Origin of the sequence: Pseudomonas asturiensis (genome assembly GCF_900143095.1) — a bacterium.
Classification (GTDB): domain Bacteria; phylum Pseudomonadota; class Gammaproteobacteria; order Pseudomonadales; family Pseudomonadaceae; genus Aquipseudomonas; species Aquipseudomonas asturiensis.
Map to the genome: position 1 here is coordinate 211,150 of NZ_FRDA01000006.1, position 12,877 is coordinate 224,026.

The window sequence follows — 12,877 nt, forward strand, 5'->3', positions numbered from 1 at the left end:
ACACCGGCCCCTTCGCGGACAAGTACGCCCCCACTGGCTGAAACCGGTTTTCAACTTGTGGGAGTGAGCTTGCTCACGAAGGCTGACTTCCAGCCGCAACCCTTCAACTGAATATACCGGCCCCTTCGCGGGCTAATCTGCCGTCTGTCGTATCACAAATCGGCCGTCTTTCCCCGTGCCTGATCGAAAAACCCTATCGATGTTAACTTATGTGAAAAATAAAAATACTTCACATTATTTACTCATTGATCCACTATCCGGTTCACAGATCAGAACAATAACGTCCACCCGCTGGCAGCACAGGCGCGGACACTGACTTTGAGGATTACTGCATGAACACTAAGAATGTTGGCGTTATCGGCTTGGGTGCGATGGGTCTGGGCATTGCCCGTTCATTGCTGCGCAGCGGCTTCAATGTGCATGCGTGCGATGTGCGCACCAGCGTGACCGAGGCGTTCGCTCAGGAAGGTGGTGTTGCATGTGAATCCCCGGCTGCCATGGCGGCTGCCTGTGACGTGATCGTCACGGTCGTGGTCAACGCCGAGCAGACCGAAACCGTGCTGTTCGGCGAGAACGGTGCAATCGCCGCGCTGCGCCCTGGCAGTCTGGTGATCGGCTGCGCCACCGTCGCGCCGACCTTCGCTGTCGAGCTGGGCGAGCGTCTGGCCGCACAGAACCTGTTGTACCTCGACGCCCCGATCTCCGGCGGCGCAGCCAAGGCCGCTTCCGGCCAGATGACCATGATGACCTCAGGCCCGGCCGAGTCGTACGCCAAGGCAGAAGCGATCCTCAACGGCATGGCCGGCAAGGTCTATCGCCTGGGCGACGTCCACGGTCTGGGCTCGAAAGTGAAAATCATCAACCAATTGCTGGCGGGCGTGCACATTGCCGCAAGCGCCGAAGCCATGGCGCTGGGTCTGCGTGAAGGTGTCGATGCCGACGCTCTGTACGAAGTGATCACCAACAGCGCCGGCAACTCGTGGATGTTCGAAAACCGCGTGCCGCACATCCTCAACGCCGATTACACGCCCCTGTCGGCTGTGGACATTTTCGTCAAGGACCTGGGTCTGGTGCTGGATACCGCCCGCAGCAGCAAATTCCCGCTGCCGCTTTCGGCCACCGCGCACCAGATGTTCATGCAGGCCTCCAGCGCCGGTTTCGGTCGCGAGGATGACTCCGCGGTGATCAAGATTTTCCCGGGCATCGAACTGCCGAAAGCCAAGACCGATAAAGCCTGAGGAGCCGTTGATGAGCCTGACTGACGCTCGCCCGCTGCTGGGCTGCATTGCCGATGACTTCACCGGCGCGACTGACCTGGCCAACATGCTGGTGCGCGGCGGTATGCGCACCGTGCAGAGCATCGGTATCCCGAGCGCCGAAATGGCAGCCGGTCTGGATGCCGACGCCATTGTCATCGCCCTGAAGTCGCGCACCACGCCTTCAGCCGACGCGGTCGCCGAGTCGCTGGCCGCGCTGGAATGGCTGCGCGAACGCGGCTGTGAACAGATTTTCTTCAAATACTGCTCGACCTTCGACTCCACCGCCGCAGGCAATATCGGCCAGGTCAGCGAAGCATTGCTGGAACAACTGGGCAGCGACTTCACCCTGGCGTGCCCGGCATTCCCGGAAAACGGCCGCACGATTTTCCGTGGCCATCTGTTTGTTCAAGACCAGTTGCTCAGCGAATCGGGCATGCAGAATCACCCGCTGACGCCGATGACCGACGCCAATCTGGTGCGCGTCCTGCAAGCGCAGACCACCCACAAAGTCGGCCTGCTGCGTTACGACAGCGTCGCCAAAGGCGTGGAAACCGTGCGCAGCAAGATTGCCGAACTGCGCGCCGAAGGCGTGAGCATGGCGATTGCCGATGCGTTGTCCGATGCCGACCTGTATGTGCTAGGAGAAGCCTGCGCCGACCTGCCGCTGTTGACGGGCGGCTCTGGCCTGGCGCTGGGCTTGCCGGGCAACTTCCGCAAGGCAGGCAAACTGCGCGATATAGAAGCAGCCAGACACATTGACGTCGGCGGCGGTGAAGTGGTGCTGGCAGGCAGCGCGTCGGTCGCCACCAACGGTCAGGTTGCGGCCTGGCTGGAAGGCAATCGCCCTGCCCTGCGCATCAATCCGCTGGACCTGGCTGCGGGCAAACCCGTGGTCGAGCAGGCACTGGCGTTCGCCAGAGATGCCGGGCAAACCGTGCTGATCTACGCGACCAGCACACCGGATGAAGTCAAAGCCGTGCAGAAAGAGCTGGGCGTGGAGCGCTCCGGCGCAATGGTCGAGGAAGCGCTGGGCCAGATCGCCAAAGGCCTGCTCGACACAGGCGTGCGACGCTTCGTGGTCGCAGGCGGCGAAACGTCCGGGGCAGTGGTTCAGGCGCTGGGCGTGCAACTGCTGCAGATCGGCGCACAGATTGATCCGGGGGTTCCGGCCACGTTCAGCAACGGCGCTCAACCGCTGGCGCTGGCCCTCAAGTCCGGCAACTTCGGCGCCCGCGATTTCTTCGCCAAGGCCCTCAAGCAACTGGGGGGGGAAGCCTGATGATCGACGAGAACGCACTGCGTCAGGAAATCTGTGATGTCGGCAGGCTGCTCTACGGCCGTGGCTATACGGTCGGCAGCGCGGGCAACATCAGCGCGCGCCTTGATGACGGCTGGCTGATCACGCCGACCGATGCCTGCCTGGGTCGCATGGACCCGGCCGATATCGCCAAGGTCAACCTGGCGGGCGAATGGGTATCCGGCAGCAAGCCGTCCAAGACCCTGGCGCTGCATCGCGAAGTCTACGACCGCAACCCGCACGTCGGCGGCGTGGTGCACACCCATTCCACGCACCTGGTGGCGCTGACCCTGGCGGGCGTGTGGCGTGAAGACGACATTCTGCCGCCACTGACGCCCTATCAGGTCATGAAAGTCGGGCACATCCCGCTGATCGCTTACGAGCGTCCGGGCTCGCCGAAAGTGGCCGAGCAGGTCGCACAACTGGCCAATAGCGTGCGCGGTGTGATGCTTGAGCGTTTGGGCCCGGTGGTCTGGGAAAGCTCGGTAGCCAAGGCGTGCTACGCCCTGGAAGAACTTGAAGAAACGGCCCGTCTGTGGCTGATGACCCACCCAAAACCTGCACCGCTGGAGCCTGAGGCTCTGGAAGAACTGCGGCAGGTGTTCGGCGCCAAGTGGTAACCAAAACGAATTGATCAGGGGGCGTATTGCGCCTCCAGGCCAAACCCGGCATGGCCGGAAAACAATAACAACAGGAATCGAGAGCATGACTTACCCCACCCCCGCTGTTCGGATTTGCTCGCTGTCACCCTTCGTCGGCCTTGATGGGAGCGCGCAAGCATGACGCCACTCATGTTGATGGTCGTGGCCGGTGCGGGCATCGCACTGTTGTTGTTTCTGGTCCTTAAATACAAATTTCAGCCCTTTGTCGCGCTGATGCTGGTCAGCATCATTGTGGCGCTGGTCGCGGGCGTCAAACCTGCCGACCTGGTTGCCACCATTGAAGGCGGCATGGGCAAGACCCTCGGCCACATTGCGATCATCATCGCCCTGGGCGCGATGATCGGGCGCATCATCGAACTCTCCGGTGGCGCCGAAGCGCTGGCCAAGACCCTCATCAACCGCTTCGGCAACAAGCGCACGCCGCTGGCGCTGACAGTGGCGGGCTTCATGGTCGGCATTCCGGTGTTCTTCGAAGTCGGCGTGATCATCCTCATGCCGCTGGCCTACGGCGTAGCCCGTGCCGCGCGCAAGCCGCTGATGATCTTCGCCCTGCCGATGTGTGCAGCGTTGCTGGCGGTACACGCCTTTCTGCCGCCGCATCCGGGCGCTGTTGCAGCGGCCAGTCAGTTGGGCGCAGACCTGGGTCGCGTGCTGATGCTGGGCATTCCGATCGTGGCCGTGCTGTGTGTGATTGGTTATTTCGTGGCCGGTCGCATGACACGCAAGACCTACCCGATGACCGACGATATCCGCGCCGAAGTCTACGGCCCGCATGTCACCAACGAAGACCTGGAAGCCTGGGCGCGCAACGATTATTCAAACGTGCGTGAAGCCACTGAAACCCGCACCCTGGGTGCCGAGGAAAGCGCCAGCAGCCTGGCGAGCAAGCTGCCGCCTGCGCCTGCGCCGGGCTTCGGTCTGATCATCGCGTTGATTCTGCTGCCAATCGTGCTGATCCTCCTGGGCACGCTGGCGACGACCATGCTGCCTGCCACGTCCACGCTGCGTGCCGTCCTGACCGTACTCGGCGCGCCGCTGGTGGCGTTGTTGATCGATACCCTGCTGTGCGCCTGGCTGCTGGGCTCGCGTCGTGGCTGGAGCCGCACGCAAGTGTCCGACGTGATCGGTTCGGCGCTGCCGGGTGTGGCGATGGTGATTCTGATCGCCGGTGCCGGTGGCGTATTCGGCAAGGTGCTGGTCGATACCGGTATCGGCGCGGTTGTCTCCGAAGCACTGCGCAATACCGGCCTGCCGGTACTGGCGCTGGGCTTCCTGCTGACCCTGCTGCTGCGTGCAGTACAAGGTTCGACCACGGTTGCACTGGTGACTACCGCCGGGATTCTCAGCCCGCTGATCGCGACGCTGGACCTGAGCGCCAACCACCTGGCCCTGCTGTGTCTGGCCATGGGCGGTGGCGGTCTGGCCATGTCGCACATCAACGACGCCGGTTACTGGATGTTCACCAAGCTGGCAGGCCTGAACGTCGCCGACGGCTTGCGCACCTGGACCGTACTGGTCACGCTGCTGGGCACACTGGGCTTCGTGATTACCCTGCTGCTTTGGCCATTCGTCTGACCTTTTGAAGACTGGAGTTAACATGCCTCGTTTTGCCGCCAACCTCAGCATGCTGTACCCGCAGCATGATTTCCTTGAGCGCTTTGCCGCAGCCGCCGCCGATGGTTTCGGCGCGGTCGAGTACCTGTTTCCTTACGCCTGGACCGCGCAGGAGCTCAAGCAGCGCCTGGACGACAACGGCCTGGTGCAGGCGCTGTTCAATGCGCCACCGGGTGACTGGGATGCGTGCGAACGAGGCATCGCCACCCTGCCGGGTCGTGAAGCGGAGTTTCGCAGCGGCATCGAACGTGCGCTGGAATACGCGCAGGTGCTAGGCAATGATCGGATTCACGTGATGGCAGGTCTGCTGCCCAGCGAAGACCTGCGTGAGCGTCATCAGGCGGTCTATCTGGAAAACCTGGCATTCGCGGCGGAACAGGCCAGGGGCGCTGGCGTCACGATCCTGATCGAGCCGATCAACACCCGCGATATGCCGGGCTTCTTCCTCAATCGCCAGGATCAGGCGCAGGCCATCTGTAAGCAGGTGGGTGCCGATAACCTCAAGGTGCAGTTCGATTGCTATCACTGCCAGATCGTCGAAGGCGACCTGACCAGCAAACTGCGTCGTGACTTCGCCGGGATCGGCCATATCCAGATCGCTGGCGTGCCGGATCGCAACGAGCCGGACCTGGGCGAGCTGAACTACGAACACCTGTTCAACGTCATCGACCAGCTGGGTTACACAGGCTGGATCGGCTGCGAGTACCGCCCGAAAGGCGACACCAGCGAAGGGCTGGCGTGGCTGCGGCAGTTGCAAGGGAAGTGATCTGAAAGGTAAGGCGGCGCTTTCTCAAGCTCAATGAAACGCCGCCTCTTATCCAACAACCTGTCACTTACGAAACGTGATTTTCCGGGAGCGGACCGGCTTTCAATTTGTAGGCGTGGACGTGTCCACGAAGACTGACTTTCAGGCGCAACACTTCGGCTGAATGCACTGCTCCTTCGCGGACAAGCGGAGCGCCGCCCGGTCCGCTCCCACTGGTTGAAACCGGTTTTCAATTCTGCACGTGCACTCCTGCCAGTTGAGGCGGGTCACTCGGGCGCGTCGAACTGATCCTTGATGTAACGAATCTCTGTACGGCCATGCGGCGCAGGCTGACCGTCTTCGCCCAGGTTGACGAACACCATCTTTTCAACGGTCAGGATGCTCTTGCGGGTGATCTTGTTGCGGACCTGGCACATCAGTGTGATCGAGGTACGACCAAACTCGGTGGCGGTGATGCCCAGCTCGATGATGTCGCCCTGCCGCGAGGCACTGACGAAGTTGATCTCGGAAATGTACTTGGTGACCACACGCTGATTGCCCAACTGGACAATGGCGTAGATGGCCGCTTCTTCATCGATCCAGCGCAACAGGCTGCCGCCGAACAGGGTGCCGTTGGGATTCAGGTCTTCAGGCTTGACCCACTTGCGGGTGTGGAAATTCATGTTCACTCCTGAGCGTCTTCGATAAGAGAACCGCATGATGGCAGAGCGGGACGCCCACGCCCATGCCTGGACCCATTGTGACTGTGTATCGACACGATTGACGCACCACGACCGGCACAAACAATCAGGCATCGTAAGCTGCTGTGGGCCAAGAATATTCCGGCAGACGCCGAGCCAGACGCTCGCAAACCGACAGAAAGCCTTGGGAAGAATCGCCAGCGCGGCTATACTGCCAACCGTTTCAAGCGGCCATCCACGCTGATGCCGCTCCCGCCACCTGTCCGAGGGGCGCTGCAGCAGGTTTCCCTGTCAGGCTCGGATGGGGCGTTGTTTGACCGATCGTTTCTCAGTCGGCAAGCCTTAAACGCACAACGGCGCCCATTCGCATATTTATGGAATGGAGACTCTCTATGAGTGCTGTAATCACGCCCGCAGAATTTAACGATTTCAAGGTTGCCGACATTTCCCTGGCTGCCTGGGGCCGCCGCGAAACCATCATCGCCGAATCCGAAATGCCAGCCCTGATGGGTCTGCGCCGCAAGTATGCCGGTGAGCAGCCGTTGAAAGGCGCGAAAATCCTCGGCTGCATCCACATGACCATTCAGACTGCCGTACTGATCGAAACCCTGGTTGCCCTGGGTGCCGAAGTACGCTGGTCGTCCTGCAACATTTTCTCCACTCAGGACCAGGCCGCCGCTGCCATCGCCGCTGCCGGCATCCCTGTGTTCGCCTGGAAAGGCGAAACGGAAGAAGAGTACGAGTGGTGCATCGAGCAGACCATCCTCAAGGACGGTCAGCCATGGGACGCCAACATGATCCTCGACGACGGCGGCGACCTGACCGAGATCATCCACAAGAAATACCCGGCGATGCTGGACAAGATCCACGGCGTTACCGAAGAAACCACCACGGGCGTTCACCGCCTGCTGGACATGCTGGCCAAGGGCGAGCTGAAAATCCCGGCCATCAACGTCAACGACTCGGTGACCAAGAGCAAGAACGACAACAAGTACGGCTGCCGTCACAGCCTGAACGACGCCATCAAGCGCGGCACCGACCACTTGCTGTCCGGCAAGCAGGCGCTGGTGATCGGCTACGGTGACGTGGGCAAGGGTTCAGCCCAGTCCCTGCGTCAGGAAGGCATGATCGTCAAAGTGACCGAAGTTGATCCGATCTGCGCAATGCAGGCGTGCATGGACGGTTTCGAACTGGTTTCCCCGTTCATCGACGGCGAAAACGACGGCACCGAAGCAAGCATCGACAAGGCGCTGCTGGGCAAGATCGACCTGATCGTCACCACTACCGGTAACGTCAACGTCTGTGATGCCAACATGCTCAAAGCCCTGAAGAAGCGTGCCGTGGTCTGCAACATCGGCCACTTCGACAACGAAATCGACACCGCTTTCATGCGCAAGAACTGGGCATGGGAAGAAGTGAAGCCTCAGGTTCACAAGATCCACCGTACTGGCGCTGGCGCATTCGACGCCCAGAACGATGACTACCTGATCCTGCTGGCCGAAGGCCGTCTGGTTAACCTGGGCAACGCCACTGGCCACCCTAGCCGCATCATGGATGGTTCGTTTGCCAACCAGGTTCTGGCGCAGATCTTCCTGTTCGAGCAGAAGTACGCCAACCTGTCGCCAGCCCAGAAAGCCGAGCGCCTGACCGTTGAAGTGCTGCCGAAGAAACTCGACGAGGAAGTGGCCCTGGAAATGGTCCGCGGTTTCGGCGGCGTCGTGACCAAACTGACCAAGACCCAGGCCGACTACATCGGCGTGACCGTCGAAGGTCCGTTCAAGCCACACGCTTACCGCTACTGATTGATCGCTGTGAGTGTGCGCGGCGTTTCCGACGCTCCGCACGCTCACAGCAATCAATGACTTGTAGGAGCGGACTTGTCCGCGAAGAGATTCGTTGAACCGGCTGCTCCTTGACGCCTATACGAGCTTTTCGCGGACAAGTCCGCTTCCACACTCTGCGACCTCCCGTTCGCTTCAAGATGAGATCGGCCTCCATGAGCCAAGAACGTCGCTACAGCTTCGAGTTCTTCCCGACCAAGACCGACGCTGGACATGAAAAGCTGCTGAACGTTGCTCGTCAGCTGGCAAGTTACAACCCGGATTTTTTCTCCTGCACCTACGGTGCCGGTGGTTCGACCCGCGACCGCACGCTCAATACCGTGCTGCAGCTGGAAAACGAAGTCAAAGTACCGGCCGCACCGCACCTGTCGTGTGTGGGTGACAGCAAGGCCGACCTGCGCGCCCTGCTGAGTCAGTACAAGGACGCCGGTATCAAGCGCATCGTTGCGCTGCGTGGCGACCTGCCTTCGGGCATGGGCATGGCCAGCGGTGAGCTGCGTCACGCCAATGACCTGGTCAGCTTCATTCGTGAAGAGACAGGCAGCCACTTCCACATCGAAGTCGCCGCTTACCCGGAAATGCACCCTCAGGCGCGCAACTTCGAAGACGACCTCAAGCATTTCGTCAACAAGGCCAACGCCGGTGCCGACAGTGCGATCACCCAATACTTCTTCAACGCCGACAGCTATTTCTACTTTGTCGAGCGCGTGCAGAAGCTGGGCGTGAACATTCCGATCGTGCCGGGCATCATGCCGATCACCAACTACAGCAAACTGGCGCGTTTCTCCGATGCCTGCGGTGCGGAAATTCCACGCTGGATCCGCAAACAGCTGGAAGCGTACGGCGATGACGTGCAAAGCATTCAGGCATTCGGCGAAGACGTCATTACCGAAATGTGCGAACGCCTGCTGCAAGGCGGCGCGCCTGGCCTGCACTTCTACACCCTGAATCAGGCGGACCCGAGCCTGGCAGTCTGGAACAACCTCAAACTGCCACGCTGACAACCGCTGCAATACCGCGATTTCCCTGATAATTTCCGGGAGATCGCGGCGCAATACACCGTTGGGCAGCAGGAACGCGGCGTATTGCGTTCGCTCTGTTATACTCCAGCCTTCCCGCCAGGCTTACGCCCGGACGCTCGGTCTTGCAAACGCCACCTCGCTCACGCCAACAGCACGTTTTTCATCCAGTGCAGGCGTCAGGAGAAGGCTGAAGACCCCGCAGGACCGGACGGGATCGCGTTGTCTTTACACGCCATTCACGCCAGGCAAGACATCCCTTGAGCTTAAGCTCCAACAGAACAGGATTACTCATGTCCTTTGCTTCCCTCGGTCTCTCCGAGGCTTTAGTCCGCGCCATCGAGGCAGCGGGCTACACCCAGCCTACTCCGGTGCAACAGCGGGCCATTCCCGCCGTGTTGCAAGGTCGCGACCTGATGGTTGCGGCACAGACAGGTACTGGTAAAACCGGCGGTTTCGCCCTCCCTATCCTGGAGCGGCTGTTTCCCAATGGTGTTCCGGACAAATCCCAACGTCACGGCCCGCGCCAACCCCGCGTGCTGGTCCTGACCCCGACCCGCGAACTGGCCGCACAGGTGCATGAGAGCTTCAAGATCTATGCCCGCGACCTGAAGTTCGTCAGCGCCTGCATCTTCGGCGGCGTCGGCATGAACCCGCAGGTTCAGGCCATGTCCCGTGGTGTGGACGTGCTGGTAGCCTGCCCTGGCCGCCTGCTCGACCTGGCTGGCCAAGGCAGCGTCGACCTGTCCCATGTTGAAATTCTGGTGCTCGATGAAGCAGACCGGATGCTCGACATGGGCTTCGTCCACGACGTGAAGAAGGTCTTGGCCCGTTTGCCTGCCAAGCGCCAGAACCTGTTGTTCTCGGCCACCTTTTCCAACGACATCACAGCGTTGGCCGGCAAGCTGCTGCACAACCCGGAGCGCATCGAGGTTACGCCGCCGAACACCACGGTCGAGCGTATCGAGCAACGTGTGTTCCGCCTTGCAGCCAACCACAAGCGTTCACTGCTGGCGCACCTGATCACCGTCGGCGCCTGGGAACAAGTGCTGGTGTTCACCCGTACCAAGCACGGCGCCAACCGCCTGGCCGAGTACCTGGACAAGCACGGCCTTGCTGCCGTTGCGATTCACGGCAACAAGAGCCAGAACGCGCGCACCAAGGCCCTGGCCGACTTCAAGGCTGGCGACGTCCGCATCATGGTTGCCACCGATATCGCCGCACGCGGCCTGGATATCGATCAGTTGCCGCACGTGGTCAACTTCGAACTGCCGAACGTCGATGAAGACTACGTTCACCGTATCGGTCGTACCGGCCGTGCCGGTCGTTCGGGCGAGGCGATCTCGCTGGTCGCACCGGACGAAGAGAAGCTGCTCAAAAGCATCGAGCGCATGACCAAGCAGAAGATCCCGGACGGCGATCTGATGGGCTTCGACATCACTGCAGTCGAGGCTGAAAAGCCTGAAGTGCGTGAGCGTCCTGACGTTCGCAACGCCCGTGGCGCACGTCCGGCCCGTGGTGATGGCGACAAGAACAACGGCGGTCGTCGCGACAAGGGAAAGGATAAGGGCAAGGAAAAACCGGCCGCATCTGCAGCCAGTGGCGAACGCCCTGCCCGTCAACCACGCGAAAAAAAACCTCGTGAAGGCACGCCTCGCGGCGAACAGCGCGCTTCACAAGCCGCTGCACCGCGCCCGCAATCGGACCGTGCGCCTGACGAGTTCCTGGATGACGAAGTGGATAACTTCGGCAACCGCGCCGACTACGTCAGCCCCTATCAGGGCAAAGGCCAGAATCGCGGTCGTCGTCCAGCGGCAGCACCTGGCGCGGCAGCTCCGGCAGCCGGCGGCGCAGCACGTCCTGCCAATCCGGGTCGTACCGGTGGCGGCGCTCGTACGGCTTCCGGCACCGGCGCACCAAAGCGTAACGGCGCAGGTGCAGGTTCCGCACCCCGCTCACGCGATGGTCAGGCTCCGCGCAACCGTCGTCCGTCAGCGCCTCGTGACGACCGTGCACCTCGCGAGCCGCAGGAGCCGGTCGTGCGCAGCCAGCGCGATGGTCAGCCACAGCCGAAGATCGTGCACAAAGAGTCAAAGATCGACCGCTTCCCGTCGGCAGAGCAGCTGGATCAGTTGCCTGCCCGCCCACGCGGCGAAAAACCGGCCCTGCTGACCCGCAATCGCGACAGCTGATCGCCGAGCAGTAAACAAAACGCCCTGGCTTGCCGGGGCGTTTTTGTGTGTGCCGGTTGCTGCTCGCCGACCGTGCCCATCGGTGCCACGTCACACCAAAGGCGTCCAGAGAGGCAGCCCACGGAATGGGAGCGATCACCCACAATGGTGGCTGACGGCATACACACCAAGTGGGAGGCGGCTTGCCGGCGATGGCGTCAGGCCAGTCGCTGCAGAGTCGACTGAAAAAACGCATCGCCGGCAAGCCGCCTCCCACAGAGTCTGCATTTATCCAGAGACGCTTGTGTATAACGCTGAGCAGGCAGGCACATCGCGCGGGAACGATGAGCCAGTAAACGAACACACAAAAACGCCGACCCAAGGGTCGGCGTTTTTTCGTTCAGGTGAACACTTACTTCTTCTGTACGCCTTCGAAGGTGATGTCCAGATCCAGCGTCTGCGACGTCGGACCTGGGCCTTTGATGCCGAAGTCGTTCAGGTTAAGCGTCGAAGTACCGTTGAAGCCGGCACGGTAGCCGCCCCATGGATCCTTGCCTTCGCCGTTGAACGTGGCTTTGATCACGATTGGCTTGGTCACGCCGTGCAGGGTCAGGTCGCCGGTCACGTCAGCCGTCTTGGCACCGGTGGATTTGACGCTGGTGGAGACGAACTTGGCTTCCGGGAATTTGCCGGCGTCCAGGAAGTCCTTGCTCAGGATGTGCTTGTCACGCTCGGCATGGTTGGTGAACAGGCTGGCAGTCTTCAGCTCGACCGCGATCTTGCTGGCTTCAGGCTTGGCAGCATCGAAGCTGAACGTACCGTCCCAGTCCTTGAAGGTACCGTGGATGAAGCTGTAGCCCAGGTGGCTGATCTTGAAGTCAACGAAAGCGTGCTGACCTTCCTTGTCGATAACGTAGTCGGCAGCCATTGCCTGGCCGGCAGACAACAGTGCGGTACCCAGAGCCAGAGCGGCGAGAGACTTCTTCAACATGCTTTTATTCCCGTTTTGGTTGAACAATCAATGTCGACCCAACATGCGTTTAAGGGTCACATCGCGATCGATGAAGTGATGTTTCAGTGCAGCCAGGCCATGGAGTCCCGCGAAAATCACGATGGTCCAGGCCAGATACAGGTGAATCCAGCCAGCGGTTTCTGCCTGCTCCGGCAGACCCGAAACCAGGGCAGGTATTTCGAACAGGCCGAATACCGGAATTCCTACGCCATCGGCGGTGGAGATCAGGTAACCGGCAAACATCACGGCAAACAGCGCAACGTACAGAAACAGATGGCCAAACGCAGCGCCGATGCGCGTCATGCGGCTGTAGCTCGACAACGGCGGCGGAGGCGGACTGAGCAAACGCCAGACCACACGAACGAGCATGATTGCGAACAGGGTGATGCCAATGCTCTTGTGCAGATCAGGCCCGGCTTTACGCCAGGTATCGTAGTAATCCAGCCCGACCATCCAGAGCCCCAGTGCGAACAAACCAAACACTACAACGGCTACACCCCAGTGCAGCACCATGCTGACCAGACCGTAGCGAGAGGATGAGTTACCTAACTGCATT

General features: G+C 60.9%; 11 protein-coding genes and 1 riboswitch. Of the genes, 8 read left to right on the forward strand and 3 right to left on the reverse strand.

What is annotated here, in order from left to right; translation table 11 throughout:
* Window positions 1–332 precede the first annotated feature (332 nt).
* The 5 genes from ltnD (at window position 333) to otnI (ending at window position 5,598) form a co-directional block, all read left to right on the forward strand.
* Complete coding sequence (gene ltnD / locus BUB69_RS13230) at window positions 333–1,238, forward strand: L-threonate dehydrogenase (protein ID WP_024685313.1); 906 nt, start codon at window positions 333–335, stop codon at window positions 1,236–1,238.
* A gap of 10 nt (window positions 1,239–1,248) precedes the next feature.
* Window positions 1,249–2,538: a 3-oxo-tetronate kinase gene (gene otnK / locus BUB69_RS13235; protein ID WP_073167288.1), complete on the forward strand. Its 1,290-nt coding sequence runs from the start codon at window positions 1,249–1,251 to the stop codon at window positions 2,536–2,538.
* Window positions 2,538–3,176: a 3-oxo-tetronate 4-phosphate decarboxylase gene (otnC, locus tag BUB69_RS13240; protein WP_073167291.1), complete on the forward strand. Its 639-nt coding sequence runs from the start codon at window positions 2,538–2,540 to the stop codon at window positions 3,174–3,176. The genes otnK and otnC overlap by 1 nt, the downstream gene beginning before the upstream one ends.
* A gap of 159 nt (window positions 3,177–3,335) precedes the next feature.
* Window positions 3,336–4,793, forward strand: coding sequence for a GntT/GntP/DsdX family permease (locus BUB69_RS13245; RefSeq protein WP_073167294.1), 1,458 nt, complete (start codon window positions 3,336–3,338; stop codon window positions 4,791–4,793).
* 22 nt (window positions 4,794–4,815) lie between these two features.
* Window positions 4,816–5,598 carry a 2-oxo-tetronate isomerase gene (gene otnI, locus BUB69_RS13250; RefSeq protein WP_073167298.1) on the forward strand — a complete coding sequence of 261 codons (783 nt, stop codon included), beginning with the start codon at window positions 4,816–4,818 and terminating at the stop codon, window positions 5,596–5,598.
* A 266-nt stretch (window positions 5,599–5,864) separates the two neighbouring features.
* On the opposite strand, the gene BUB69_RS13255 is transcribed toward otnI, so the two are convergent.
* On the reverse strand, window positions 5,865–6,260 hold the full coding sequence (locus tag BUB69_RS13255; RefSeq protein ID WP_004880288.1) for an acyl-CoA thioesterase: 396 nt from the start codon (window positions 6,258–6,260) through the stop codon (window positions 5,865–5,867).
* 277 nt (window positions 6,261–6,537) lie between these two features.
* Window positions 6,538–6,647, forward strand: a riboswitch (S-adenosyl-L-homocysteine riboswitch).
* Window positions 6,648–6,670: 23 nt separating this feature from the next.
* On the opposite strand from BUB69_RS13255, the gene ahcY reads away from it, so the two are divergent.
* The 3 genes from ahcY to rhlE2 all read left to right on the forward strand — a co-directional run bounded on the left by ahcY (window position 6,671) and on the right by rhlE2 (window position 11,330).
* Entirely contained in the window at window positions 6,671–8,080 is a 1,410-nt protein-coding gene (ahcY, locus tag BUB69_RS13260; RefSeq protein ID WP_057410516.1) for an adenosylhomocysteinase, read from the forward strand.
* A 179-nt stretch (window positions 8,081–8,259) separates the two neighbouring features.
* Window positions 8,260–9,120 (forward strand): methylenetetrahydrofolate reductase [NAD(P)H], encoded by an 861-nt coding sequence (gene metF / locus BUB69_RS13265; protein ID WP_275669754.1) that lies wholly within the window; start codon window positions 8,260–8,262, stop codon window positions 9,118–9,120.
* A 311-nt stretch (window positions 9,121–9,431) separates the two neighbouring features.
* Window positions 9,432–11,330: an RNA helicase RhlE2 gene (gene rhlE2 / locus BUB69_RS13270; protein ID WP_073167305.1), complete on the forward strand. Its 1,899-nt coding sequence runs from the start codon at window positions 9,432–9,434 to the stop codon at window positions 11,328–11,330.
* 391 nt (window positions 11,331–11,721) lie between these two features.
* On the opposite strand, the gene BUB69_RS13275 is transcribed toward rhlE2, so the two are convergent.
* Together BUB69_RS13275 and BUB69_RS13280 are read right to left on the reverse strand one after the other, a co-directional pair.
* Entirely contained in the window at window positions 11,722–12,300 is a 579-nt protein-coding gene (locus BUB69_RS13275) for a YceI family protein (RefSeq protein WP_024689052.1), read from the reverse strand.
* A gap of 27 nt (window positions 12,301–12,327) precedes the next feature.
* Window positions 12,328–12,876, reverse strand: coding sequence for a cytochrome b (locus BUB69_RS13280; RefSeq protein WP_073167309.1), 549 nt, complete (start codon window positions 12,874–12,876; stop codon window positions 12,328–12,330).
* Window position 12,877 lies beyond the last annotated feature (1 nt).

Coding starts and splice junctions, on each gene's coding strand:
- ltnD (WP_024685313.1), top strand. CDS start 333: ATGAACACTAAGAATGTTGGCGTTATCGGCTTGGGTGCGATGGGTCTG.
- otnK (WP_073167288.1), top strand. CDS start 1,249: ATGAGCCTGACTGACGCTCGCCCGCTGCTGGGCTGCATTGCCGATGAC.
- otnC (WP_073167291.1), top strand. CDS start 2,538: ATGATCGACGAGAACGCACTGCGTCAGGAAATCTGTGATGTCGGCAGG.
- BUB69_RS13245 (WP_073167294.1), top strand. CDS start 3,336: ATGACGCCACTCATGTTGATGGTCGTGGCCGGTGCGGGCATCGCACTG.
- otnI (WP_073167298.1), top strand. CDS start 4,816: ATGCCTCGTTTTGCCGCCAACCTCAGCATGCTGTACCCGCAGCATGAT.
- BUB69_RS13255 (WP_004880288.1), bottom strand. CDS start 6,260: ATGAATTTCCACACCCGCAAGTGGGTCAAGCCTGAAGACCTGAATCCC.
- ahcY (WP_057410516.1), top strand. CDS start 6,671: ATGAGTGCTGTAATCACGCCCGCAGAATTTAACGATTTCAAGGTTGCC.
- metF (WP_275669754.1), top strand. CDS start 8,260: ATGAGATCGGCCTCCATGAGCCAAGAACGTCGCTACAGCTTCGAGTTC.
- rhlE2 (WP_073167305.1), top strand. CDS start 9,432: ATGTCCTTTGCTTCCCTCGGTCTCTCCGAGGCTTTAGTCCGCGCCATC.
- BUB69_RS13275 (WP_024689052.1), bottom strand. CDS start 12,300: ATGTTGAAGAAGTCTCTCGCCGCTCTGGCTCTGGGTACCGCACTGTTG.
- BUB69_RS13280 (WP_073167309.1), bottom strand. CDS start 12,876: ATGCAGTTAGGTAACTCATCCTCTCGCTACGGTCTGGTCAGCATGGTG.